Below are 25,840 nucleotides of genomic sequence, written 5' to 3' on the forward strand. Positions count from 1 at the left end.
CAGACGGGCATACGTTCAAACTCATAAAGGGACGTGCAGATGCATGGTCCTTCCGGAGCAATATGGTTCCATGGGGATCATCTCCGGTTATCATTTCGGAAAAACACAATGAAACAGTATAGTCAGGACGAGCTGGAAAAGTTCGATTATCCGGACACTCCGGACATGAGCAAGCCGTCGGTGGTCAAGACCTCGCCGGAAAAAATCGCTCACTACAAGGCTCTGGTGGCAGCCCGTCGGGCCAAGATCCAGACAGGATCAAAAAGTCCCACCCAGACTGCCTGATCTTTCTGTCTGGATTACCGGCATGGGCGAAAATGCCGGGCGCGTGCTGATTGATCTATCGTGCCTGTCCGACTGCCAGTGCGACGATGCCCTTGAAAGCATGTTCAAGGGGCTGACAGAGGCACCAGTCAAAGCGCCTACAAATGACACAGCGCAACAGTCAGGTCTTCCGGCCCGCCTGCCATCCGCCGCCCATTGCGCGCACCAGATCAATGCCCGCAATCCGGCGGCGCGTCAGCAGGGTAATCATGTCTTCACGCGCCTGCAGTTCGGCAGTCTGCGCAATGACAACCTGAAGATAGTCCACGGCCCCTTCACGATACTGGATGCTGGCCAACTGATCGGTACGGGCGGCGGCGGTAACGGCTTCAGCCTGCCGCGTGGTGGCATCGGCCAGATGGTTGAGCAGGGCAAGCTGGTCCTCCACTTCCTGAAAGGCATGCAGGGCTGTCTGGCGGTAATTCGCGGCATCTTCAGCATAGGCGGCGTGCATGGCGGCCAGATCGGCAAAGCGGCGGCCCCCGTCAAAAATGGCGAGGGTCGCCAGCGCAGGCCCCAGCGCCCACACGCCCGAACCGGCGGACAGCAGCGTGCTGACCGTAGTTTCCGACCCACCGGACGCGCCAAGGTTGATATTGGGAAAAAACGCCGCCCGCGCCACGCCAATGCGTGCATTGGCCGCCGCCATGCGGCGTTCGGCGGCGGCCACGTCGGGGCGACGTTGCAGCAGGGCCGACGGGGCCACGACAGGAATAACCGGCACGACATCAGACATATCATGCGGGGGGAGCGAGAACGTGGTCGGTTCCTCGCCAATCAGTACCGCAATGGCGTGTTCGACCAGCGCGCGGTCCGCAACCTGCTGTTCAAGCTGTGACTGGACAGACGCAAGCTGCGTTTTCGCCCGCCCCACGTCCAGTTCGCTCGCCGCCCCGCCCGTGAAACGGTCCGTCGTCAGGTGCAGCGCCGCTTCATAGGCGGAAGCGGTCCGCCGCAATACATCTATACGCGCATCCAGACCGCAGATGTGGAAATAGTCATCGCCCAGTTCAGCCTCCAGACTGAGGCGCATGGCGGCAACGTCATCGGCGCTGGCCTGCGCCTGCGAACGCGCGGCTGAAACAAGGTTGCGTATACGCCCCCACAGGTCAGGCTCCCACGAAACGGTGCCGCCAGTCGCGTAATTGCGATAATCGAAATAGGAACCGGTCTGCAGGAACAGCGTGCGCTCCCGCACGGCACTGGAAGACGCATCGATCTGGGGAAAAAACTCCGACCGTGCGCGACGCACCATCGCGCGGGCCTGATCGTAACGGGCAACGGCGGCGGCCAGTTGGGGGCTGCCATGTTCGATGCGTGCCTCCAGCGCGTTCAGCCGCGCATCCCCCATGACCGTCCACCAGTCCGCCCGCGTGGATGGGGGCGTGGGGGAAACTGGCGTCCACGGACCACTTTCGCGGAATGTGACCGGCAGCACGGGCTGGGCGGGCTTATGGTAATCCGGCGCAAGGTTACACCCGGCAGGCGCAAGTGCCGCCATGCACGATATGGCCGTCCACACGATGCCGAAAGGACGACCGGAACGCCCATGATCCCGCCTGCGCCCCCGGTCCCGAACGGCCCCTGCACGCCGTTCCGTATCAGGCGCCATGCCTGTTCTCCTGCGGCCGGACTTCATCCCCGTCACGCAGGTCATCGCGCGGATTGTCGATGACCGCACTCTGCGCGGTCAGCCCCGTAACCTCAAGCTCCGTGCCGAAATCGGTTACGATGGCAATGGGCAGGATTTTTACGTGCTGGCTGGAATCCATGGTTGCCACCGTGGTGCCGTCACGTCGGAACAGCAGGCTGCTGGCGGGAATACGCACGGCACCGGATGCCCCATCTGTGGCAGGAAAGGTAAAGGCGATCTGTGCATACGCCCCCGGCCGGAGCAGGTTGCGGGCGTTGTCATAAACAAGCTGGACCAGCATGGCACCCGACTGCGGATCAACGGCATCCGCGGAACGGATAAGCCGGGCCCTGAACTCCCTGCCCGGATAATCGGGCACGGTGAAGGCGACGGACATGCCCTCCTTCATGCGCGCGATGTAGGTCTGGGGCACGCTGACATAGATGCGCAGTTGCGAGACATCGGAAACGGTGAAAAGCGGCTGGGCGGCAGATGTACCGGCCACGATCAGCGCGCCAATATCCGTGGCGCGACTGGTGACGACACCGGTAAACGGCGCAACGATGCGCTTGAAACCCGACAGGGTTTCAAGCCGCTGCACCTCGGCCGCCGCTTCGTGCCGCGTGGCCTCGCTTGCGGCAAAATTACCCCGCCTTTCGTCCGTTTCCTGCTGCGATACGGCATTCAGCGCATTGAGCCGGTTCCACCGCCGCGTGGTGATGCCCGCAAGGTCACGCTGCGCGGTCCGCGTGGCCAGCGCCGCGCGCGCGCCCGCCAGTTGCAGGTCCACATCGGGCGTGTCGATTTCCGCCAGCAACTGACCCGCCTGCACACTCTGGCCGATATCGACATACCACCGCAGCAGGTAGCCATTGGTCCGCGCATAGACCGGGGCGCTGTACCACGCCTGCAACCGCCCCGGCAGGACCAGCCGGTCGGATGCTTTCCCGCCCGGGTGGACGATGCTGACCGTCGGGATCGTTGCCGCGACCGTTACCGCATGAAGCTGGTGGCGCGCATGCAGCCGCATGAGCGTCCCCACCAGCAGGACCAGCGCAAACAGGACACCCGCCACAAGAACGAAGCGGTACAGGCGCGGACGATGTCCGGGTTTCTCCGCTGTCCTGTGCTGTGGGAATGATGAAGCCGCATCAGGAATGGGCGGGCGCCCCATGCGTCGTACCTTGCGCGCGCCGGTGATAGATGATGGCAAACAGGGTCGGTACAAGAAACAGCGAGGCACAGGTGGCGAAAATCAGCCCGCCAATGACCGCGCGGCCAAGCGGCGCGTTCTGTTCGCCCCCTTCCCCCAGTCCCAGCGCCATGGGCAGCATGCCGATGATCATGGCCAGCGCCGTCATCAGCACGGGCCGCAGCCGCGTCCTGCCCGCCACCAGTGCGGCGCGCAACGCATCGCCATGCTCCTCAAGCTGCTCACGGCAGAATGTGATGACAAGGATGGAATTCGCGGTAGCCACCCCCATGCACATGATCGCCCCCGTCAGCGCCGGGACGGAAAGGGGAGTGCCGGTCGCAAACAGCATCCAGCAGATACCGGCCAGCGCCACCGGCAGCGCGAGGATGATGATGCAGGGGTCGGTCCAGCTCTGGAAATTGACGACGATGAGCAGATAGATCAGCACGATGGCCCCCAGCAGCCCCGCGCCCAGACCGGAAAAGGCGGTCGTCATGGACTGGTACTGCCCGCGCAGCGCAACACTGACCGTTGCGGGCCGCTGGTGATCCAGCCGGGCCAGAATCTTCTGCACATCGGATGCGACCGCCCCCAGATCGCGCCCGTCGCTACCCGCGAAAACATCGATCAGGGGGCGGATATTATACTGCCCGTCCACCGGTGATGTCGTGCCGCGCGTGATCGTGCCCAGCGCGCCCAGCACCTGCGGCTGCGTGGTGGCGGCAGCCCCCGTCACCGGCAGGCCGATCACGTCCGACAGCGCCGCAATGCGGTATTCTGGCATCTGTACTGCAATGGGGTAGGTGACGTTATTCTGCGGGTTCAGCCAGTACAGGGGCGCTGTCTGTGATGTGCCCGCGATGGAGGTGGCAATGCTGTTGGTCACATCGCCTTCCGTCAGGCCAAGCTGGTTGATGCGCGTGCGGTCCACATCAAAACGCAGTTCGGGATAACTGGCGGGCTGCTGTATCCGCGCATCGACCAGACCGTCGATATGGCGGACCGCGCGCAGCACCAGTTCGGCAAACTGCCGCGTTTCATCGGGATGCGGGCCGATGATCTGGATATCTATCGGCGCCGGGGCACCGAAATTGAGGATCTGGCTGGTAATATCCGATGGCAGGAACGCGAACTGCGCCTGCGGGAACAGTCGGGGCAGCTCCGTGCGCAGGCGGCGCACATAGCGTGCGGTAGGGTGGTGATTTTCCTTCAGCGCAATCAGGATGTCCCCGTCTTCCGGCCCGATCGTGCCCGATGCGTTATAGGACACATTGATCGCGCTGTTGGGCAGGCCGATCGTATCGGCAATGGATTCCACTTCATCGGACGGAATGCGGGCGCGTATGTGTTTTTCGATATCGAGGAAAAGCGCGCTGGTTTCCTCGATCCGCATGCCGACCGGGCCGCGCACATGCAGCGTCATGGCTCCCGCATCCACCTGCGGAAAGAAATTGCGACCAAGGAACGGCAGCAGCAGCAGGCTGAGGAAACCAAACCCCAGAAAGCCGATCGCAAAACGCCCGCGCCGGTCCAGTACCGCTTCCAGCACGTTGCCGTAGCGATCGCGCAGGGCTTCAAAACGATGTTCGAAACCCTGCTGGAAGCGGGTGAAGACATTGCCCTTCCCCCCCTCGCCCCCGTCATGCCGGCGCAGCAGGAACATGGCCATGGTGGGCACGAGCGTACGCGAAAGGATGAAGGACATGATCATGGCGAAAATCACCGCCAGCGCCATCGGCACGAACAGGAAACCCGACACGCCCGGCAGGTAGAACATCGGCACGAAAACGATGCAGATGCACAGCAGCGACAGGAAAGCCGGGACGATGATTTCGCCCGATCCGTCAATGATCGCGGCATGCACGTCCTTGTCCATTTCCAGATGACGTTCGATATTCTCGATCGTGACCGTTGCTTCATCCACCAGAATGCCAACGGCCAGCGCCAGACCGCCCAGCGTCATGACGTTCAGCGTCTCCCCCAGCGCCGAAAGAACTGCGATCGCGCCGAGGATCGATAGCGGGATGGAGGTCGCGACAATCAGCGTGGACCGCCACGACCCCAGAAACAGCAGGATCATGAGACTGGTCAGGCCCGCCGCAATCGCGCCTTCACGCAATACGCCGCTTACGGCGGCGCGGACGAAAAGCGACTGGTCATTGACCGGCGTGACCTGAAGCTGTCTGGGCAGTCCGCGCGTGGCGTCGGGTATGGTGGCGCGTATCCCTTCCACGATCGCGATGGTGGAGGTGGCACCCGATTTCAGCACCGTCAGCATGGCCGAACGCTGGCCATCGACATGCACGACGTTCTGCTGCGGCAGGGAGCCATCACGCACATGGGCCACGTCGCGCACGCGCACCACCGCCCCGTTCACCGTTTTGACGGGCAGCATGTTAAGCTGTTCGACCGATAGCGGCGCATTGTTCAGGCGGAAATTATACTGGTATTCCCCGATCTTAACGAAACCGGCCGGAGTGATCTGTGTCTGGCTGGCCAGCGCACCGGCCACGTCCAGTCCTGAAACGCCCCGGGCCTGAAGCTGCGCGGGATTAAGGTCCATCTGGATCTGGCGCACCCGTCCCCCGTTGGGAAAAGGAATGGCCGCCCCCGGCACCATGACAAGCCGGGTGCGGATGAAATTGAAGCCGAAATCATAAAGCTGCTGTTCCGTCAGCCCGTTTCCCGACAGGCCAAGCTGGAGGATCGGTACGGTGGAGGCATTGTAATTAAGGATCAGCGGTGGCGTCGTGCCGATGGGAAGCTGGCGCAGCAGCGTCTGCGCGATGGCCGTGACCTGCGCATTGGCAAGGCGGACATCAGCACCCGGCTGGAAAAATATCTTGGTCACACCAATGCCGGTCAGGGCCTGCCCTTCGATATGTTCGATATCGTTGACGGTGGTGGTCAGGGCGCGCTGGAACGGTAACTGGATGCGGCCCGACATATCCTGTGGCGAAAGGTTGGTATAGGTCCATGCAACCGCCACCACCGGGATGGCAATGTTGGGGAAGATGTCCTTGGGCGCGCGGATGGCGGACAGCACGCCCGCGATCACGATCAGGATCGCCATGACGACAAAGGTATAGGGACGCGCCAGCGCCAGACGGACAATGGCGTTCATGGCGGCAGGGGGACCGCTGACCCGCAGGGACCGGCCAATGCCATGAAGGCCACCATGCCCGGCCCGTGGGCGCGGGGCTGTCCGCTACTCCTGTCCTCATGCATGAAGCGGCGTCTTTCCATGATCCAGCCACGGGAGCCTTCGCATCCGGGCCACGCGACACACCCCCACACGGCTACTGAACGCCGGATGTGCCATGCGGTTTTTTCATCACCGGGCCATCATGATTATTTTCGGGCCGGTGCCGCGGCATGCGCGGTGTCTGGCGCGCTGGTGGACAGTCGGGTTCCATCGGTTCATAGTAACCGGCCCGTTCGACACGCAGCCCGACGCAAGGAGCCTGCCTTGCACAATCTCGATTTCAGTTCCTGGCACAATCTTCTGGTCACCATGATCGGGCTGTCCCTGATTACGCTGATCGGGGTTGGCATCCGCCTGTTGATGATGGTCGTCATCCAGCAGCGGCGGGAGCGCATGAACCGCCAGATCAACGAACGGCTGCGCACCCTCATTGCCGCCTACCGCACGCTGGGCGGTTCGTTTACGGGAAATCTGGCCGTGGACCCGCGTCATCGCCGGGAACTGCGCAGCGTGCCGGATGGCGATACCCCCGATAGCCTTCCTGATAATGCGGATACCGGGGGCATGGCGGGATCGGACCGGGCACGACGCATCCGCGATGCGGTGGAGGCCGCCCTGTCGGACATCATGCTACTGGGCACCGAGGAGCATGTCCGTCTGGCGGAACGGGCTGCGCGGGAACTGGTGGCAGGACAGCTTGTGCATACGCACGATCTGGTTGTCTCCCTACGCAGTTTCATCCGCAGGGCGCTGGATCTCGACCCCATCCCATCCGATCTTGCCATCCCGATGCAGGGACCGACCCGCACGCAGGGCACCGGCGGACGGAACAAGGAAGACGGAAAAAAGGAAGGAACCGGCAACGCGGGTGGCGGCGGCGGCGGCATGCAGTCAGGCGGCGACATGGCTGCAATGGGCGACACCGGCATGAATGCCCATGAAAGCCCTTCCGCGCACTGAAGACGCAAGGCAAACAGTGGGACGCACGGATATCCTGTTCCGGATGGCCCAGGACTAGCCGACATCTGGTTCAGAATCTGTGGGCTTACTTCATGGGAATGGCGGCCTATGGCAGCTTACCACAAGACCCAATGGGTCTTGGCGCTAAATAATTTTTACATTACACTTATACCGATACGTAATGAAAATTATAGGCGAGGATCATTCAGGACAATCATGATACAAATAGAAAATAAATCAATAAGCATTGTTATACATGGAGGATGCTTTGAAAAAGACGCATCCGACATTGCCAATATACTTTCAAGTTATAGAAATATTTTTAATGAATCAGAGATCATTTTTTCCATATCAAGCTCGGATTTTATAGATTTTGAACTTTCCAATGAGAATTCTCTATTCTCATATAAAAAGAATATGGTTGGCTTCTGCCGCCTTGTTAATAAATGTGCGGATAAAATAGCCTACTCCTATATGGCGCAACCCTTCCCGCCCATTATCCACGATGCGCCAAACTGTCATGCCAACCATATGATTGAATCCGCCCGTAACGGACTGGCATTGGCATCCAGAGAATTTGTCCTGAGAACAAGAAACGACTTATTATTCAAGGATAGATCTTTTATAAATGAATACATCAGACTATATAGCGAATATTATACAAGTGGAGAGTATACGGCTGTTTCTTTCCCGGTCATGATCCCTTCCCTTTATACACTTAATCCCTTTTCCAAGGCCAGAATTCCATTTCATTACAGCGACTGGTTTAACTTCGGCAAACTGTCTGATATACGCTCCATATGGGACGTACCTCTGGTTACCCTGGATTTCATGACATACTATGGCACCCATTATTGTGCACCAGGAAGCAAAGCGGAAGAGCAAAATTTCAATGCACATATTGCTGTCGAACAATATATATACTTTAGTTTTTTCTCTAAAAAGTTTAAAAATTTAAGGCTCAACCATCACAATGATGATCATTCGATTGTGGAGTCCATACAGATTCTTTTAGATAATTTTATTGTCTCTGACATATATTACCTAAATGTATATTATCCAAAATATCTTAACGGATTCAACTCATATGCTGATAATAACACAAAAATCATGCAACGTATGTGGGAATACCTATCTGCCCACAGAAACATAAATCCGGCTGAATTCCTTTATGTTCCGCGCAATAAACTACATGAGTATGCTCCTGTTACATTCCCTTTGAAAATTGGTGCGGAGCAGCTTTATACAAAAACGGGCTTCCATTGCGGAAAAAGCATCGTTGTTCCTTATGATGCGCCGCCGGGTGTAGCATGTTTCGGGCCATACATTACCTTGAGGCAAGGCTCTTATACCGCATGCGTCTCTTTATCAGCTTTATATCCCGAAGAAAATCAATGTAAAATAAGAATATCTGCAGTAGGGGAGGGTGGAAGATTAATTCTTGGGTTTAGGGATTATGTATTTAACAAAATAAACACGTACCAGAGAGATTCGGTTTATATGAATATCGACTTTGAGGTAACAAATAAGTCCATCCCCAAATTTGAAATTGTCATAGAAACATTCTCACATATAGATATTGCTATCGACCACATATTACTCTCAATATGCACATAAATAATTGGAAATACTAATTAAATATAAATTATTATTATTGTATATCAAAAAAGCGGTGTTCTGACATGGGCCGCTGACAGCAACGTCGAGATCGCTGATATTCCCTGCTATTAGGTGACTGGGGAACGGGACGAACTGCGACGTTACATACAACATGTAGCTTCGGGTTCAGTCTATTCCATGCACACCCGGTACGTCTGAAAAAGGAGGAATAAAAAGGTCGCCATCGGTCGTTTGCGCGGCACATACATGCGGTATACGCCCGCCGGATCAAGGGAACGTCCAGCCTGAGCACCTGCACCGGTTTCCTTGCAGACACGTTTTGATATATGTTGCAAGTGATTCGCATTTACGATAGGCAGCCCTTTCCACACGGCAGACAACGCCACTAACTGAGGTCGGGCATGTATCGCAGCAAGGTTTTTTATGTGTTTCCCCTTTCGCTTATGGTGACAGGCAATGCCCTTGCGGCTGATCCGGCCCGCAAGGCTGACCAGAACACAGCCACACATGCAACAGGCACGAAACAGGCAACCACCCCGTCGGGGGAGAAGGCCGGGCGGGTTGAAAAGCTGGAAGTGCATGCACGCAGGCCCGCAACGGTGGCGTCATCGGCCACGAAATCCGATACGCCGCTGATCGAGACCGCCCAGTCGGTTACCGTTGTCAGCCGGAACGAAATGGACGTGCGCGGCGTGCTCAGCCTCAATCAGGCCGTGCGCTACACGGCGGGCATCACACCGGACCTGCGTGGCGGCGGGGAAGGCACGCGCTATGACCAGTTCGCCCTGCGCGGCTTTACGGTTCCGACCTTCCTTGATGGCCTGAAGCTGCAGGACAGCCCCACGGGCTATGCCACGGCGCAGACCGATACGTCGCGGCTGGAACGGGTCGAAATCCTGAAAGGACCGGCATCCGCGCTGTATGGCCAGTCCAGCCCCGGTGGCCTTGTCGCCCTGTCCAGCAAGCTGCCGACCGACCAGAAATTCTATGGTGGCGTCACGACGACCGGCGGCATGTTCGACCTGTATCGCGTGGATGCCGATGTTGGCGGCTATGCGACGAAGGATGGTCTTGTCCGCTACCGCCTGTATGGCACGGTCAACGGCCAGCACAGCCAGTTGAGCAAGACGGGAAGCCGCCGCTTTTCCATAAGCCCCTCCTTCACGTTTGGCGGTGATGGGCCGACGACGCTGACACTGCTGGGCAATTACCAGTACGACCCCGAAAACGGCACCTATGGCGGCGCGCCGCTGGAGGGTTCGCTCAAACGCGCATCATACGGATACCTGCCACGGGATTTCTATGACGGTGACGTTCCGTTCGAGAAATTCAACCGCCGTCAGGGTGGCATCACCTATATCTTCAACCACCGTTTCAACAATAACTGGAGCTTCACCAGCCGCGGTCGGTATGACGACATCAAGACCATATATCGCAGCGTGTATAATAATGGTTATTACACAAGCAATGACATGCTCGCCCGCTCCGCCTTCGGAACGAACGAACATACCCACAACCTGGCATTTGACAGCCAGTTCAAGGGGCATGTCCGCACCGGCCCGCTGCGGCATACAATGATGTTCGGCTTCGATTACATGCAGCAGAGCGCATCCGAACAGGGATTTTACGGCACTGCGCCCGACCTGAACGTGCTGCACCCGGACTATCACATGGTGATCCCCACCATGAGCCCGTATGTGAATTACCAGACCAATTCCCATCAGGTCGGCATGTATGCGCAGGATGAAATGCGCTGGCGCGGACTGGTCGTGACCGGCAGCCTGCGTAACGACTGGTACCGTTCACAGCAGAACGAATACATCTACCATACATCCACACATGAAAATCCCCGCCAGATCACATGGCGCGCATCGGCGCTGTATCATTTCAACTTCGGTCTTTCGCCCTATATCAGCTACTCGACATCCTTTCAGCCGCAGGCGGGCACCGTATCCAACGATGGCGGCAGAACCTTCAGTCAGGCCAATCCATCCCTTGGCAAGCAGCTTGAAGGTGGCCTGAAATACCAGCTTCCGGGCACGTCACTCCTGTTCACGGCGGCGGGCTTCCATATCGAACAGACCAACGTGCTGGTTGCGGTGGGCAATCTGGGCTACAGCAACGAAAGCGGAAAAGTACATTCGGACGGCTTCGAATTCGAAGCACATGCCGAACCGTACAAGAACCTTATGATTACGGCGGCGGTCAGCGTGCAGAAGGTCCATGATGATTCAACCGGCAAGCCGCTGATCCAGGCCGGGACGGGCAATGCCTCCCTGTTCGCGTTCTACACCATGCCTTCGGGCCCGGTAAAAGGGCTCGGTTTCGGTGGCGGCATGCGCTATTCCAACAAATCCTATGGCGGCGAAGCCAGCTATGGCAGCGTCTGGGTGCCGCAATACGCGGTGTTCGATGCGTCCGCCCGTTATGACCTGTCGAACCTTTCCCCGTCGCTGCATGGGTGGACCGTCGCGGCCAGTGTGCGTAACCTGTTTGACAAGGATTACATCGCAAACTGCCTGAGCTACGCATCCTATGGACAGGAATGGTGCTATTATGGTGAGCGCCGGAATGCGCAGGCGAGCATTGGCTTCACCTGGTAAATCAGTTCCACCCCGGCGGCCCCGCCTGAATATCGCCCTGCGCACCCTTGTCGGCCTTGCGGGCGGGTACGGTGTTGCGTCACTGGGCGGGGTGGCGCTTGCCCTGTGGCTGCCCCTGTCGCGCGCTGACGGGGCGATGGCGGGCATCCTGTTCGGGCTGCTGCTATGGCCCACCGTGTTCATGGCGGCGTTTGGCGTGTCCGGTATCTGGCGGCTGGTGATGGTGATTGCGGGCTGCATGGTGTCCTTCACCATCATAGCCCTTGCCGCGGGCCGGGGGTTATGATGGGATCGTTCCGGGTCACGATGGCATGGCTGCATTCCATGCTGGGCCTTGTTACCGGCTGGGTGCTGTTCGCCATTGCGCTGTCCGGCTCCCTGAGTGTTTTCCGTCAGGCCATCACCCTGTGGATGCATCCCGAACGCGATCCCCCCCGCGTTGACCCGCTTGAGGCCACCAGCCGGGCAATCGACTGGCTGGCCCATAATGCACCGTCAGCGCCAGCGTGGTACGTAACCAGCCCGACAGCGGAAGCACCCTTTCCGACCGCCATATGGCCCGATGCGCAAGGCACGTATATCCAGCGTATTCTGGACCCGCAGACCGGCAGCCCTGACGGCCTGCGCGACACGTTGGGGGGCGAGTTCTTTTACCGTTTCCATTTCGAGCTACAGCTTCCCTATCCATGGGGCAGGCTGATCGCGGCCATGGCGGCACTTGCGCTTGTTGTGGGCCTTGTGACAGGCATCATCATCCATCGGCGCATATTTGCCGATTTTTTCACGTTCAGGCCGAAGCGGGGCCTCAGAAGCTGGCTTGATGCCCATAACCTTCTGGGGGCTGCAGCCCTTCCCTTCCACCTCATGATTTCGTTTACGGGTGCGGTCACGCTCGGGTCGCTGCTGCTGCCGTGGAGTACGCAGGCCATCTATCACCATGACATGATGGCATCCTATACGGACCTGAACCCGGCCCTGTATTCCCGCCCCGCCAGTGGCCAGCCGGGACATCTTGTGCCCATCCGTCCCCTGCTTGATGAAGCGGACAGGCATTTCGGCGGGGCGGGCATCGAGCAGGTATATATTTTCAATCCATCCGATCACGCCGCCCTTGTCACGGTCATTGCCGGCAACGACCATACGGTCAGCACGACCACCGGGGTCATGACATTCGATGGGACCACGGGCCAACTGATAAACGCGCACACCGAAACGCGCCCTGTCATCCGGCTCTACACGTTCCTTTACGGACTGCATGTTGCACGTTTTGCGCCAGCGGTTACGCGGTGGCTCTATTTTCTGTCCGGTCTTGCGCTTGCGGCCGTTATCGGCAGCGGAATGCACCTGTGGACCCTCAAGCGCCTGCGTCAGCAGCCCCACATGGGGCAGCGTATTGTCTGCCGCATGAATACCGGAATACTGGCCGGAACACCGCTGGCCTTCGCCACCTATTTCCTTGCCAACCGTCTGCTTCCCCTTACGCTGGCCAACAGGGCCATGCATGAAGTACAGGCCGTGTTTGCAGTATGGGCGCTGGGCATTACATTCGCCCTTTTCCGGCGGCCCGATCGCGCGTGGCCAGAGCTTCTGGGCGGCAATGCGCTGGCCTGTCTGGCCTGCCGTGGACGAACGTGGTGACGCGCGGCACGGCCATTGTTGCCCTCATGCTGGGCGGGGCATTTGGCTATGCGGCGTTCAGGACCGCGCGGCGGGCATGATGGTTGCGGCAATCCTTTGCGGGCAATGCGGCATGCTGCTGCTGGCTGCCGGATCGATACGGGGCAGCGACATTATATTACGCAGGAGCCTGTCCCACCTGCTGCGCCGGAGTATTCAGGCAGCAGGCATGCTGCTGCTGGTCCTGAGCCTTGTCCTTCCGCTACGCGTGGCACAGGCCCCGGTCATTGCCCTGATTACGTGGCCCGGATGGATCAGTATTGAAATCGTTCTGGCCGCCCTTGCCTGCACCGTGCTGAATGATCTGAGGGGGCCGCGTCGGTAACGATCCTTGCGCAGAGGCAGGGACCGAGCGACATGCGTGTAGAGGCGTTCTTTCTTCTGATCAGCTCAATACAGCAATATCTGTTAGTCCAGCGCAGTATCGTCCATTGTCCCCACCTTCTGCACGCCTTCAATAGTCGTCAGCGCGGCAATAAGATGTGATACCGGGCGCTTTCCCTTCACCTGCATGGACAGGGTGACAAGCCGGTCGTCAAAATCATCTTCCTGGCCCCGTGCGATTTCGGAATGTTCCTCGTAATGGCCGTTCTGGTTGATCTGCACGTGATCGATGATGAAACGCAGCCGTGTGCAGGTTACAAGAATAAGCCTGAGCACGCCCCTGCCATCCCGGTAGGAGATTTCCATCCGGGTTGCACTGCGACCGGCCTGCGGCAGGTTCCGCGTAAGCAGCGGAAAGACGAACATGATGATGAAATAGGCCACCGTTGTCGCAATGGCGAGCTGGACCAGCCCCGCGCCCGCCGCCATGCCGAGGGCCGCCGTCAACCATACCGAGGCCGCAGTTGTCAGCCCGCGCACCACATTCCGGCGCATGAAAATGACACCGGCGCCGATAAACCCAATTCCCGAAACAACCTGCGCCGCTACACGCGATGGGTCCAGAATGACCTTCTCGCTCGCAATCACATCACCGAAGCCATGTTTTGATATGAGCATGAACAGGGCAGCCGATAACCCGACCAGCGAGTATGTTCGCAACCCCGCGCTTTTCTGGCGATATTCCCGCTCAAGTCCGATCAGGCCAGACAGTATGAACGCGATAAACAGATCCATAAGCTGCGGCACATTTTCCCACATCACAGAGATCAGGTCCCCCGGACTTCCCATAAAGGGTCTGTAACGCCCCGCAGGCTGCGCCGTTCATGATTATTTCTGCAAAATCCTGTATCTGCCTGCGTTTCCTGCTGTCAGAGTGTCAGTTGTTTTGTGCCGGACTGTTCCTGCCCAAAAAACCAGTACATATAGGGGGTTGTTTGAAACACAATACTTGATAAGGGGCAGGAAAATATTTTGGTGCGCTTTTTCACAAAATCAATGTCTTTCAAAGCTTTTTGAAAAAAGCTTCACCAAAAACTTCTTTATGGTTTCTGGATGTTTTCCGAACAGACTTTGCAAACATCCTCTCCGGAAGGTCAACATATGGCCGGTGCAGCCACACCATTCACACAATAGCTGCGCCACAAACTGACAGTACGAAATTACCTTGAAATCCTCCAGTATTTTCTTACCAACAGTTTTACGCACCGTGAAACGAATTGGTCACATATTGTATTTCACAAAGGCTGCGTTTTATTTTCTTCCGGGCAGATGATCCTTTTTATCCTGTCCGCATAGACATCCGGCCTGTTTTCAACAAATATCCGATGCAGCGCATTCCGGCGTATCTGCTTCCATAATGTTTCGTCATTATAAAGGCGGACCAGTGCGTGCGCGAATGCCTGTGGGTCTTCAATGGCGGCTGTCATCATATCCGTTCCGCTGATCCAGCCGACCTGATCGCATAAAAGCTGCGTTGCGACTATCGGCAGGCCATGGGCAGCAGCTTCATGGATTTTATACGCGATGCCTGCCGCAAACCGGGTCGGGGCCACGAATACACGGTGCGCGTTATAATAGGGCGCCAGATCCTTCACCGCGCCAACAACATCAATGCGCCAATGGGTCAGTGCAGCCACCAGATCAATTCCCGGCCCCGTATGCCCCACAACCCGCAGGCGGATTTCAGGCGGCAATACGGTATCCAGTAGCGGCAGGATACAGTCATTCAGCCACATAAGCGCATCCCAGTTTGGCGATGCGTCATTCTGTACTGATCCGACAAAAAGCAGATCACGACGATCGGCCCATTGCGGTCCGTTATTCAGTGGTGGCTGGACATGTCCAAGAACCGATACGTCACGCCCCAGATGGTCCGAAATAATACTGGCCTCGGTTTCACTTACCGCCATGATCTGGTCCACGAAATCCGTTGCCTGAAATTCCTGTTGCAGCATACGGGTAAAGGAAAGCGGATTTTCCCGGCCCAGCACCTGGTTCCGACCCATGTCACGCATGCTGGCCACGGCTTCCGTGTCCAGAACAATACGGCAGTGACCAAGGGCATCGCGGCATGTATTGATAATTTCCCGCAGTCTTTCGGCATTATGGGTTCGGGCCAGCCAGAGTATATCGTAATACCCTGCCCTGTCGGTCAGAAACCGCGCCAGTTCGCCCAGGCCCCGGTCCCATATTACCTCTGCCCGGTCAGGCAGGTCAGGATAGCGGCCATGCGGCGGGGTACGGGGCGGAAAGACGGGATAGACCGTCACATGCAGCCCAAGATCGCATACCATGGCGCGGATTATATCATTGGAGCGCGGAAAACCGGCGCCAATGCTACGCTGCGGTATATAATCTTCGATAAACAGGATGCGTTTTTCATCTGGTGTGGATGAGCGGGCCGACAGGATATTTACATTTTCCCGATGCAGCTTTGATTTAAGATAGTCCCTGTTCCTGTCACAAAATATCTTTATGTTCTTTTCAAGCAGTCCATCTATTTCCGCCCGGTCGCCGGTGCCGAATTCATAATGGACCATGACAACATCCGGGTCGTAAACAATTCTGAATCCAAGCCGGTGGATCTGCACACATAAATCCGTATCTTCATAATAGGCCGGTGCAAACTGTGGATCGAAGCCCCCGATCTGTTTTACTATTTCTGTCCGCACCAGTAAAAAAGCACCCGAACAGAAATCAACATACCGTACATAATTGGCTTCGGGCCGGTCTGGTTCCGCATTCCTCAAATATCCGGACGTTGTCCCGTCCCGCCAGATGATGCTGCCTGCTTCCTGAAGCAAGCCGTTGGTGCGGATTATCCGCGCCCCTACCGCCCCCGCCTGCGGGTCCATGCCCATCCTGCGCAGGGCCGCACTGATCGCACCCGGCATGATCGCCACATCATTATTGAGATACAGGACGAAGGGAGAGACCACCCGCTCCAGCGCCATATTGCAGCCACGCAGGAAGCCCACATTTTCTTCGGTGCGGATGACCTCCAGGCCGCTAACGCTATTTTCGATACCGCGCGTTTCATCCGATGATCCGCTATCAACCAGTATGACCTGCATGGCCCCCGCATATTGCGCGCGTAAGGTCGATAGGGCTGTCATGGTAAAGGCAAACCGATTATGGGCCACCATGATGATGCTGACATCGGGTACGTCACACGTAAAATCAGGACACTTTGGGCCGCCGATAGCCGCATAGACAGATGCCAGCCGCATGAAGGCCCGCTTGCAGGCCAGTTCACCGTCCTGTTCCGTGCTGTATTCATGGGGCAAGGCACCCGCAAGGGCCACGTACTGCGCGAAAACGGTGGGATAGGTCTGCCTGCGCACATCATGGGCAACGGCGGGGTCCCTGGCGTAACGTTCCAGATCGACCTGTGGTGCTGGCCTGCGTAACTCGGTCAGGCCGTAATTGAGGAAATGTTCGTAAGCATTGTGGAACACACCGGCATCAATGGCGGCTGTAACGTCAGGGTTGCCGCTGCGATAGAATTCTTCTGAAAAATAGGGGTTGGGATCATGGCTTAAGGCCCCGGCATTGACCAGATATTCAGCAAGGGGATGCTCCTGATATATCCGCTCCGCCTGCGTATCGGGATAGGTTTCACGATACCATGCCGGATCGAAATACCATGACAGGCGACGCCGCATGGTCCGGGGATGATGACGGGACTTCAGAAAAGCGATGAAAGGACCATCCTGTTCATCAAATAAAAAATCGGGATTTTCAGATATGAATGTTTTCGTGGAAAAATAGAACGACGCATCACGCTGTTCATGTGCGCCATAATTCAGATAATGGTCATAGCCGTTTTTCAGTCCGTGGGAAGACATTTCCCCATCAGATAGTTTCAGTTCGCTCGCGCGATAAAATTTTTCGTCGAAGAAAGGATTGGGATTCCGGTCCTGGTATCCTGCGTTACAGTAGTGGTCAAATCCGGACTGGTATTCACCTTCCTGTATGAGCTGATCTACATCATCATAAAAACGGCGGTACCATATTTCATCAAAATAACAGTTGGGACTATGACCTGCCTGAACCCCGCATGTTTTATAGAATTCGTATATTTCATCGCCGCTTTCCAGAACGGCCAGAACGCACAGGCTGTTATATTCCTGCCGGTACCATTCAGGATCAAACTCTGACCAGTCTTTTTTTACCGAAAGTTCCAGAATATCCTCCACCTTACCTGAAATATGATGCTATTTTAAATGTTTCCATTATGGATATTTCAGTACGAACACTTCATCTCATCCATCGGAAAAGACCGCCGGGTCCATAAGAAGGGCCGCCAGTTCCGGCATGCGCAGATGAAGGGGAATGACCATCCCGCCCCCACATTCCCTTACCCGCTGCGCGGGGGCGCCTATATCAAACGTCACGACGGGGATCTTCTGCCGCCAGAACGCCGTCAGGACATAGGACCACGTTTCGGGCCATTGCGCGGGCAGGAAACCCCAGTCACAGCCCTGTTCGGATATAAGGGCGGGCAGTTCGTCATCGCCATACGGCCCCGTAATTTCAACAACACCCGTTTCCAGCAGGCGTTCATCATCGCAGGTAAAGCCCACGATCACGAACCGCAGCGGCAGGCCGGTTTCCACCACATAACGCGCCAGTTTAAGGATGACATTATAACCTTTTTCCATCCCGATCGCGCCAATCAGCAGGATGCGCCTGACCTCGCTGTCCAGTTTGGGACGAAAGGCAATCCGTTCATTCGCCGTTGGCGCTTCCCATTGATGGATTATGGGGGAAACACCCATCTGCCGCCGGTATCGGGCGGCCACATCCTTGCATGATGCGATGATTTCCGTGGCCCCGTTCAGGATATCCCGACTTCGATCACGCAGGTCACTGGCGGTCAGGTCATCTTCATTCAACGCACCGAGGTCACGGACACATCGCCCGCATGCGTCCTCGCTCTGCTCGCCACAGTAAATGTTGTTGTAGGATATAAGCGTAATACGCGGACAGAACCACGAATAATCATGCAGATAGACGTTATAGGGTATGCCACACCGCGCCACGCGCCCGATTGCGGCAATACCCGCGCCTATGTAGCTGTGCATCTCGATGCGCTCACAGTTCAGGGCAAGCAGGATGTCCTGCAATGCGTCGCCGTCGGTATCGCACAGGATGTTGGGATAGTCCTCCAGTGTCGCGGGAAGGACATGCCAGCGTGCCGGCACGCCTTTTTTCCCTGCTGTCAGCGGGGATATGACAAGCGCCAGTTTTCCTTCATCCGTAATCTGCGCGGCACGCCTGCGCACGAATTTCTGCACGCCCCCGCCCCGGTTATGGGTAACAAGGGCGACTGTCGCCCGGCCCCGCAGGTCCGCGGTCAGGCGGGTCATGTCAACAAGGCGGCGGAACGGCCCCAGCGGGTCCTTTTTCTGCCATGCCTGCACAACCGCGTCATACCCCGGATGCAGTCCGTTCAGTATACGCAGGTTACGACGCATGAGGTCACCACGAAACGCGCTGAACGACTGCCCTTCCACATGTCCCACGAAAGTATTCAGGCACACCACATGCCGCCACCCCAGCGCCAGCGCGCGGCGGCTGAAATCGTTTTCCTCTCCATACCCCTGCGCGAAAACGTCTTCGCGCAGTACGCCGGTCTGGCGCAGGCATTCCGCGCGGATATACATGCAGAAGCCATGGGCTGTCGGCACATCCACCGTATCCGTACGCCCCAGCCCGGCAAGAAGGGCCGCTAGCTCCTCCACCTCGTCATAGCGGGGAATGGTGTTCTGCCCGTCATTGCGTGGGTAACTGAAAATGGTCGCAGCGTTGGACAGGGGTGTTGCCGTGCCAATATCGGGCGCGCTGTACGCGGTTGCCCGCAGGCACGAAACCCACCCCCTGGGCAGCAGCGTATCGCTGTTGAGCAGGATAACGTCCTCATCGCGCCCCGCTTCGCGCAGGCCCCGATTGGCGGTGTAGGTGAAGCCCCGGTTGCGTTCGTTATGAAGGACCTGAATACCTTCGCGCCCTTCCAGACTTTCCAGATAGGCGACAATGGCAGGATCGGGTGAACAGTCGTTAACCGCCACGATCCGCGTATCCGCTTCCCGCCATTTCAGGGCCAGTGACAGGCATTCCTTTGTCACTTTCAGTCCCTTGTAAACGGGAATGACGATAACGACCGGATTGACCGCGGGATCACGCACGTCTTTACCGCGATGGGGTGAAAACCGTGGCGTATGGAGGGCCGGATAGGGAAGAACGCAATGGGCAGGCGCTTCCGGCGGGCAGGCGGCCGGAAAGGCCATCGCGACCCGTTCCGCCTGATGGCGGGCATACTGTGCGCCCGCCTGCGGCGTAAGGGGGCTTCCGTACAGATCCTGCCCGAACGGGTCCGTTATCCTGACGGGATCAGCAGCACAATCCGCCAGATCAGCCCATGTAATGCAGAACTCCGTGCGGCTGCGTTCTGGGGATAACCGACCGGCATCCTCAACCCCGAATACTTTTTCGCAGATCACCCCATCCGTCCGCTCCGATCGCACGACCAGACGGTTTTCCGCCGCGATATTGTTAGGGTAGCGGCACCACCCGCTGATCCCTTCGGCACATTCTTCAACAAAGCCCTGAAACTGCCAGATGCTCCTGCATTCCAGACCACTACCGACCAGTTGCCTGCCTTTGTAATGCACATGTACCGGACATAACGTAGGGGGGATGGTGACATTATCCACCTTCCAGACCGCGTATTCCCCCTGATCCGTCAGCAGTGACACGGATGCGGCGATTTCGTTCCCGCCCGTACGGATCGTAATGGATGGCTGGCGTCTTGTCTGGACCCCGACAACAATCTGCCCGTCCGGCAACATACCGCACCAGCCGTTACACCTGACCGCCTTTACAACCATATCGCACAGGCGATGGAAGACATCGAAATACAGCACGGCGGTTTCCCGCAGGAGCGACTTCATCTCGACAAACGCATTGTCGTACGCGCCAGCCCTGATCCGCGCCATGAGAAGAAAAAACCGCGCAACGGGCGATATGACGGTACCCGCCAGAAATTCCAGGGCTTCGGAAGCGCGCGGATCGCCCGTTACCAGACGGCACAGCCCGATGCCGAGCATGATATCATGCGCGCTGGGATGGGTGCGCTGCAGGTACAGAAGCCGACGCAGGCAGGCAGGCACGTCACCCGCCACGGGGGCAAGCTGTTCATACTTTCCGGTTAAGGTCAGGATATAGCGGCGGGTTTCCTCCAGCACGAAACTATTGATGTATGGATCATCCATTATTCAGCCTCATCAATAATTCCGTTTCCCTACCATTTCCACAAAATGGCATTACTTCCCTTCTGTCGGATATGGACAGCAACTGACGGAGTTACAGCGACAGGATATGGGAAAGAACATGTCCGCTACCCCCCGATAAAGTATCAGGAGCCATACCGTTATATTTCAGAACGGCTTCGGGCTTTTACTGGTTTTCATGGCTGCCTGTTCTGTCCGGATTTCAAAAACGCATGCCAGATATCATATAGCGGAACCTGCGCCCTGCATGGCGCGCGCAATTCATTGCGTCCGATCCGCTGCCAGTGTTCCTCCCCCGAACTCCAGTCGCCCCGGTTGACCGAACTGGCGACGTCGCGGTTGTTCTTCAGGTACCATTTTTCATCAAATTCATCGCCCCCGGCATCCCGCCCTTCAAAAAAGCCGATCCGGGTAAAATGCTCCTTGCCGCTGCTGAACTCATCACGATGGATGGCGGCATCCACATCCGGGTTGGCTTTCAGGTAGGCTGCTTCATCAAACGGCAGGCTGCGCAGATATTCAGTTATCAGGAAACGGAACATCGCCTCAGGTATGATGACGGCGTTGTCCTGTCTTTTAATGCTGGATTCAACAACAGAATAAGGAATCATTGTTTCTCCCACACCCAAAACGGTATTCTGGGGTCTAAAAATTAAAAATCAGTCAATTGAAACGCGGGTTTCCCGGCTTCCAGTCGCGCCAGCATGCGTTCGACTTCCGCAGGCGTGATCGCCAGTTGCCGGTCCCATGGAAGGCTGCCCTGCATCCTGCCGCTCTGCGGGGTCCGGACCTCGTGGTAATCAAGTTTCCGGCCTTCCGCGATCAGCCAGTAGAACAGTTCCAGTGCATTACCGGGCATGAAAACCAGCACTTCGGTTGCGGGCCGACAGAAAAGCGTATTGCTCAGCCCCGCCCCCATCGCCCCCACCACACGGCGCGCGGAACGGAACATCGCCACCTGTTCCATAAAGGGCACGGTGCTGCCCGCGAACGTGGTGTATCCGTGCTGTTCAAAGACGGTCCTGACCGCGGCTTCATCTTCAAAATCACGGGTGGTCGCCGGTGCCCTTGGTATGTACAGGGCGTCGATATCGGCGGGAGGCACCTGATCGGCGATAAAGTCCATACATTCCATGACAAGGGGGGAAAGGAAAACGGCATGGGCGGTCAGGCCGCTGGGCACCAGCAGTTCACCGAAATGGACCGGCGCGCCACCTGATTCAATGATCCTGTTTTCCGTAATGCCGACGGCATGCAGCGATTCACGCATGACGGTGCGCAATGTGCCCTCCACTGCGTGGATCACGACGGGCCAGTCCCGGTCCGGCAGGTACTGTCTGGCCACATATGCCCGGGGCAGCATTTCCGCCAGCCAGTGGCCGTAATTTCCTGCCCCGCGCTTTTTGCACAGTATGGCGCGCGGGTGTGACGGAATGGATGCGGGCTGCGCCAGACTGGCCTGCAATGTCGCACGGGCCCGCACGATTTCATGCGCCGGGACATCAGCCTGGCTGGCGGCGACAAGATGCCCGTCCCCCGTAAACACCAGCCCTTCTTCCACAACATAGACATCGCGCGCCAGATGAAACGCCACCGGCGGAATGACGTGTTTCGACAGGTTCCAGCGCCTGCGCAATATCCGGGCCACATCAGGGGGCATCAGGTGCGGATCATAGATGCGCGGCGGTCTCATATACTGGAACGATGGGGTGATCGGGATCGTTCGGACCTGTTCCAGCGCGTCCGTTTCAATCAGCATGTCTGCCTGCGTCATGCGGGAACCGGAAGCTGTCGGGCCGGGCTGCAACACAATGCCTCCACCTGTTCCGCCAGCCGCCTGTAGACCGCGCGGCTGAAATGCACGCCCACGTCATCGGGACTGTCCAGATCCGCCACCGTCCGCACGAAATCGGCCAGGTCAATGCTCAGATAACCATAACGCGCCACCAGCGGCCGGACGACCGCATTGATCTTCGCAAACGCATCCAGCACCCATGACTGGCCGCCCACCCGCGTATTGAGCATGAGGACGATGACGGTCCTGCCCCGCAGCGTCTCGAACATCGCTGTCACATCATTTTCAAGCTGCTGGAGGTCAAGCGGGCCGTGACAGGTAAATTCCGTCTGCATGAACCGCCAGTCCTCGGCGCTGAAATCCGGCGCGTGGCCCAGACGCCGGGCTATGTCCTCATACCCGATCCGCCCGAAATCCTGATCGGGTATGACACTGCTGTTGAATGGCAGCAGAAGGTCCGTGCTGCGCGAACGGTACAAAGTGCCGAATACTTCGGATGAGAAGGAAAGCACATAAACATCCGCGCTGCGCTCATTGATCGCGCTGCCGACACGCACCGGAATGCGCGCCAGCAGGTCCCGCCCCGCCGGGGTATCCAGTTCCCGTTGCAGGGCGACGGAACGCGCCAGTGGATGGATGGACCATTCCTGATACGGGTATGGAAATTCCTCGATCGTTTCGTATTTCACCCGCAGGTAATGGGTCATCATGCTCAGGTCGCAGGCCCCGCGCACGCAGATCACAGGCCGCGATGCGCGACTGGTAACGGGCGCGCCGTCCGCATCGGCATCGTCCGTCAGGGTGATCCAGTCCGGATCTGGCCCCTCAGGGCTGCCGCTGACCGCGCCATTGATGTCAACACATGGGCAGCCCAGCCGGTGCCAGACAAACTGTTCGATCCCCATATTCATCGCGCGGCATGAAAACAGGAAATGATGCGCGACACCCTCGCGGATCAGGAAAAATCCGCATATGCCATACTGTCCATACCGATCGGCAACCTTTACGTAGCCCGCATGGCTGTTGAAACATTCCCTTAGTTCCGCTGCCGCGAAATCCCGGGCCTGCTCCGCCGTTTCGGGCCAGCGGCGTTTGGTGAAATTGAGCTGGTTGGTACGGTTGACCAGATCAAGTATGCGCGGAAACTGCGCCATGACATCATAATGCAGGCTGACCCGCACATTGCTGTGGCGCAGGAAATCCAGATTGTCGCCCGCCAGCCTGCGTTCCGCCTGCCGCTGTTCGAGAACCCTGTAATGGGCAAGCCGCGTCATGTCGGGGTCTGGCTTGCCCTGCATGCGGGGATCATCGGCAAGCTGCGCTACATATTCCGCATCCGCCACCTGCAGGCCGGGATTGTAATGCACGGCCTCGTTCAGGTTCATCGGGTTATCATCGATGAACAGGACCGTGGAGGCCCGCAACTGCGCGCTTTCGATAATATCGCGGATCAGCAGCCCCTTGGGGGCAAAGGCGATGCGCGGGAACACGATATGATCCCATGCGCCACATGCACGCAGCAGATCCCGCGCGGCGGCCTCATCATTCTTGGAACATACGGCATTGATGATGCCACGCTGCGACAGGGTGCGCAGCAGGTCCACATGGGCCGCAACCGGTTGCGCGCCCCCTTCGGTCAGGGTGCCCCGCCAGAAGGTTTCATCCAGATCCCATATGACCAGCCTTATGCTTTCCGCTGGCGGGGCAAGCAGCGCCCCGATTTGCGCAATGCGCTGTTCCAGTGCGGGCAGCAGGTCCCCGGCCAGTGGAACGGCCCGCTGGCAGGCGGCCAGTGCTTCGGCCGGGCGGTCAAGGGCGAGCAGCAGCCCCGCCCGCGTGTAATGGTAGTGAAATGTCTCCCCGCTCGCCACGGCGCGTTCGGATGCGGCAAGGGCTTCCTCCAGCGCGCCGATGGCTTCCAGCCCATTGGCCAGCATGTGCTCGTAATGCCCCGGCAGCGGGGCCAGACGGGCCGCCATGCGTAACGTGCTGACAATACCACCGAAATCGCGCAACCGGTACTGGATCTCGGCCTGCTGATGATAAAGGCCCGACTGGTCCGGCGCCGCCGCAACCGCGCGGCGGACATATCGCAGGGCGGATGGCGCATCATCCGCCGCCAGCATGACCTGCGCCGCCTGGGCCGCCCAGCCGGAAGGCGCATGCCCCCCTTCCATCAGGCTGCGCATCGTACGCGCGGCATCCGCCACCGCCATGTGCCCCGCCCGCCATGCCGCCAGCGTTGCGACATAACGCGCGGCAGGATCATCCGGGGCCATGGCCAGCGCGGCGCGGGCTTCCTCTTCCGCCTGTGACCATGCCCCATGCAGCATATGAAGCTGCGCGCGTTCCAGACGGAAGGCGGTTTTATGCGGGTTATGGGTAATCGCCGCGTGCAACTGCGCATCCGTAAATCGGTTATCCGTCGCCAGATTATGGCTGCCGTGATCCGCGCCCAGAATCTCGGCCGTGGCGTGTCGGTAGGGCTGACCGATCAACCCTTCCTCCCCCAGTACCCGCGCCCATTGGGCGGGATCGCCCAGTGTGCCGTCATTACGCAGGGCGCGGCCACGGCCACGGGGCGTTATGAATTCCTGCGGGTCCGGGTTGAGATAGAGGAACCGGACATCAGCCGCCGGGAACGCCGCCGCCACAACGTCCTCAAGCCGCAGGGCCTGATCGCGCGTGATCTCCTGGCGCACCAGTGTCACCGGCCTGTCTGCCATGTACTGCCTGAAACGCGCGGCGAGATGGCGGAACTTGGAACTGAAATCGGGATAATGAACCAGAAAATCCGGCTGTACATGCCCCCGATAAAGCGGAAACTGGTGGTGAAAGAGAACGCCGGTCGGCACGTCCTCCACGCAATGCGGGTCGAGATCCGTGCGCAGGATCAGGTTTTCAGGATGAAAAACATCGAAATCGGCTTCCAGTATCCGTAACAGGCCGGAAAAGGGCGTGGCCAGCCAGTCGAAAAAATGCGCCACGTTTTCCCTGCCGTGCATGCGCAACTCAAAGGCCGTGTCACAGCGCCAGCCCAGACTGATCAGTTCTCTTGACACCTTTCCCCCGCTTTGCCGTCGGCTGCGGGCAGGGCTGCGCATTGCCGCAACCCATTGCCCCGACAGGGGATCACGCTAGAGGCAGGG

At 58.1% G+C, this 25,840-nt stretch carries 16 protein-coding genes; 7 read left to right on the top strand and 9 right to left on the bottom strand.

Annotated elements, in window-relative coordinates:
* The first annotated feature begins 108 nt into the window (after positions 1 to 108).
* The gene (locus CFR79_RS15845) at positions 109 to 285 is read left to right on the top strand and encodes a hypothetical protein (protein WP_181417380.1); all 177 of its coding nucleotides are present in this window, start codon (positions 109 to 111) and stop codon (positions 283 to 285) included.
* A 160-nt stretch (positions 286 to 445) separates the two neighbouring features.
* Here the strand turns inward: CFR79_RS15845 and CFR79_RS06985 are convergent, their stop codons facing one another.
* From CFR79_RS06985 to CFR79_RS06995, 3 genes are read right to left on the bottom strand one after another with little or no spacing between them, the layout of a single operon-like run.
* On the bottom strand, positions 446 to 1,936 hold the full coding sequence (locus CFR79_RS06985; RefSeq protein WP_258373442.1) for an efflux transporter outer membrane subunit: 1,491 nt from the start codon (positions 1,934 to 1,936) through the stop codon (positions 446 to 448).
* Positions 1,926 to 3,131 carry an efflux RND transporter periplasmic adaptor subunit gene (locus CFR79_RS06990; protein ID WP_110547375.1) on the bottom strand — a complete coding sequence of 402 codons (1,206 nt, stop codon included), beginning with the start codon at positions 3,129 to 3,131 and terminating at the stop codon, positions 1,926 to 1,928. Before CFR79_RS06990 ends, CFR79_RS06985 begins: the two co-directional genes overlap by 11 nt.
* Positions 3,109 to 6,276, bottom strand: coding sequence for an efflux RND transporter permease subunit (locus tag CFR79_RS06995; RefSeq protein WP_110547376.1), 3,168 nt, complete (start codon positions 6,274 to 6,276; stop codon positions 3,109 to 3,111). The genes CFR79_RS06990 and CFR79_RS06995 overlap by 23 nt, the downstream gene beginning before the upstream one ends.
* 345 nt (positions 6,277 to 6,621) lie before the next feature.
* On the opposite strand from CFR79_RS06995, the gene CFR79_RS07000 reads away from it, so the two are divergent.
* The 6 genes from CFR79_RS07000 (at position 6,622) to CFR79_RS07025 (ending at position 13,542) form a co-directional block, all read left to right on the top strand.
* Positions 6,622 to 7,317 carry a hypothetical protein gene (locus CFR79_RS07000; RefSeq protein WP_110547377.1) on the top strand — a complete coding sequence of 232 codons (696 nt, stop codon included), beginning with the start codon at positions 6,622 to 6,624 and terminating at the stop codon, positions 7,315 to 7,317.
* Between the two features lie 216 nt (positions 7,318 to 7,533).
* A complete protein-coding gene (locus CFR79_RS07005; protein ID WP_181417381.1) occupies positions 7,534 to 8,934 on the top strand; it encodes a WavE lipopolysaccharide synthesis family protein in 1,401 nt (466 codons plus the stop codon).
* Positions 8,935 to 9,338: 404 nt separating this feature from the next.
* The gene (locus CFR79_RS07010; RefSeq protein ID WP_110547379.1) at positions 9,339 to 11,540 is read left to right on the top strand and encodes a TonB-dependent siderophore receptor; all 2,202 of its coding nucleotides are present in this window, start codon (positions 9,339 to 9,341) and stop codon (positions 11,538 to 11,540) included.
* On the top strand, positions 11,524 to 11,826 hold the full coding sequence (locus tag CFR79_RS07015) for a hypothetical protein (protein WP_110547380.1): 303 nt from the start codon (positions 11,524 to 11,526) through the stop codon (positions 11,824 to 11,826). The genes CFR79_RS07010 and CFR79_RS07015 overlap by 17 nt, the downstream gene beginning before the upstream one ends.
* On the top strand, positions 11,823 to 13,178 hold the full coding sequence (locus CFR79_RS07020) for a PepSY-associated TM helix domain-containing protein (protein ID WP_258373443.1): 1,356 nt from the start codon (positions 11,823 to 11,825) through the stop codon (positions 13,176 to 13,178). The genes CFR79_RS07015 and CFR79_RS07020 overlap by 4 nt, the downstream gene beginning before the upstream one ends.
* Positions 13,179 to 13,254: 76 nt before the next feature.
* Complete coding sequence (locus CFR79_RS07025) at positions 13,255 to 13,542, top strand: DUF3325 family protein (protein WP_258373444.1); 288 nt, start codon at positions 13,255 to 13,257, stop codon at positions 13,540 to 13,542.
* Positions 13,543 to 13,625: 83 nt separating this feature from the next.
* On the opposite strand, the gene CFR79_RS07030 is transcribed toward CFR79_RS07025, so the two are convergent.
* From CFR79_RS07030 to CFR79_RS07055, 6 genes are all read right to left on the bottom strand, one after another.
* Positions 13,626 to 14,360 carry an MgtC/SapB family protein gene (locus CFR79_RS07030; RefSeq protein WP_258373447.1) on the bottom strand — a complete coding sequence of 245 codons (735 nt, stop codon included), beginning with the start codon at positions 14,358 to 14,360 and terminating at the stop codon, positions 13,626 to 13,628.
* A gap of 476 nt (positions 14,361 to 14,836) precedes the next feature.
* Positions 14,837 to 17,266 (bottom strand): glycosyltransferase, encoded by a 2,430-nt coding sequence (locus CFR79_RS07035; RefSeq protein ID WP_181417382.1) that lies wholly within the window; start codon positions 17,264 to 17,266, stop codon positions 14,837 to 14,839.
* A 600-nt stretch (positions 17,267 to 17,866) separates the two neighbouring features.
* On the bottom strand, positions 17,867 to 20,878 hold the full coding sequence (locus CFR79_RS07040; RefSeq protein ID WP_110547383.1) for a glycosyltransferase: 3,012 nt from the start codon (positions 20,876 to 20,878) through the stop codon (positions 17,867 to 17,869).
* Between the two features lie 194 nt (positions 20,879 to 21,072).
* Positions 21,073 to 21,507 (bottom strand): hypothetical protein, encoded by a 435-nt coding sequence (locus tag CFR79_RS07045; protein WP_146220118.1) that lies wholly within the window; start codon positions 21,505 to 21,507, stop codon positions 21,073 to 21,075.
* Between the two features lie 41 nt (positions 21,508 to 21,548).
* Positions 21,549 to 22,670, bottom strand: coding sequence for a glycosyltransferase family 61 protein (locus tag CFR79_RS07050; RefSeq protein WP_110547385.1), 1,122 nt, complete (start codon positions 22,668 to 22,670; stop codon positions 21,549 to 21,551).
* The gene (locus CFR79_RS07055; protein WP_181417383.1) at positions 22,667 to 25,753 is read right to left on the bottom strand and encodes a DUF1796 family putative cysteine peptidase; all 3,087 of its coding nucleotides are present in this window, start codon (positions 25,751 to 25,753) and stop codon (positions 22,667 to 22,669) included. The genes CFR79_RS07050 and CFR79_RS07055 overlap by 4 nt, the downstream gene beginning before the upstream one ends.
* Positions 25,754 to 25,840 lie beyond the last annotated feature (87 nt).

Source organism: Komagataeibacter saccharivorans (genome assembly GCF_003207825.1).
Classification (GTDB): Bacteria; Pseudomonadota; Alphaproteobacteria; order Acetobacterales; family Acetobacteraceae; genus Komagataeibacter; species Komagataeibacter saccharivorans.

Excerpts from the sequence above, each read along its gene's own strand:
- CFR79_RS07045 (WP_146220118.1), bottom strand. The coding sequence starts at position 21,507 with ATGATTCCTTATTCTGTTGTTGAATCCAGCATTAAAAGACAGGACAAC.
- CFR79_RS07050 (WP_110547385.1), bottom strand. The coding sequence starts at position 22,670 with ATGACGCAGGCAGACATGCTGATTGAAACGGACGCGCTGGAACAGGTC.
- CFR79_RS07035 (WP_181417382.1), bottom strand. The coding sequence starts at position 17,266 with ATGCGGCGTCGCCTGTCATGGTATTTCGATCCGGCATGGTATCGTGAA.
- CFR79_RS07040 (WP_110547383.1), bottom strand. The coding sequence starts at position 20,878 with ATGGATGATCCATACATCAATAGTTTCGTGCTGGAGGAAACCCGCCGC.
- CFR79_RS06995 (WP_110547376.1), bottom strand. The coding sequence starts at position 6,276 with ATGAACGCCATTGTCCGTCTGGCGCTGGCGCGTCCCTATACCTTTGTC.
- CFR79_RS07010 (WP_110547379.1), top strand. The coding sequence starts at position 9,339 with ATGTATCGCAGCAAGGTTTTTTATGTGTTTCCCCTTTCGCTTATGGTG.
- CFR79_RS07025 (WP_258373444.1), top strand. The coding sequence starts at position 13,255 with ATGATGGTTGCGGCAATCCTTTGCGGGCAATGCGGCATGCTGCTGCTG.
- CFR79_RS07030 (WP_258373447.1), bottom strand. The coding sequence starts at position 14,360 with ATGTGGGAAAATGTGCCGCAGCTTATGGATCTGTTTATCGCGTTCATA.
- CFR79_RS07005 (WP_181417381.1), top strand. The coding sequence starts at position 7,534 with ATGATACAAATAGAAAATAAATCAATAAGCATTGTTATACATGGAGGA.
- CFR79_RS06990 (WP_110547375.1), bottom strand. The coding sequence starts at position 3,131 with ATGGGGCGCCCGCCCATTCCTGATGCGGCTTCATCATTCCCACAGCAC.
- CFR79_RS15845 (WP_181417380.1), top strand. The coding sequence starts at position 109 with ATGAAACAGTATAGTCAGGACGAGCTGGAAAAGTTCGATTATCCGGAC.
- CFR79_RS07020 (WP_258373443.1), top strand. The coding sequence starts at position 11,823 with ATGATGGGATCGTTCCGGGTCACGATGGCATGGCTGCATTCCATGCTG.
- CFR79_RS06985 (WP_258373442.1), bottom strand. The coding sequence starts at position 1,936 with ATGGCGCCTGATACGGAACGGCGTGCAGGGGCCGTTCGGGACCGGGGG.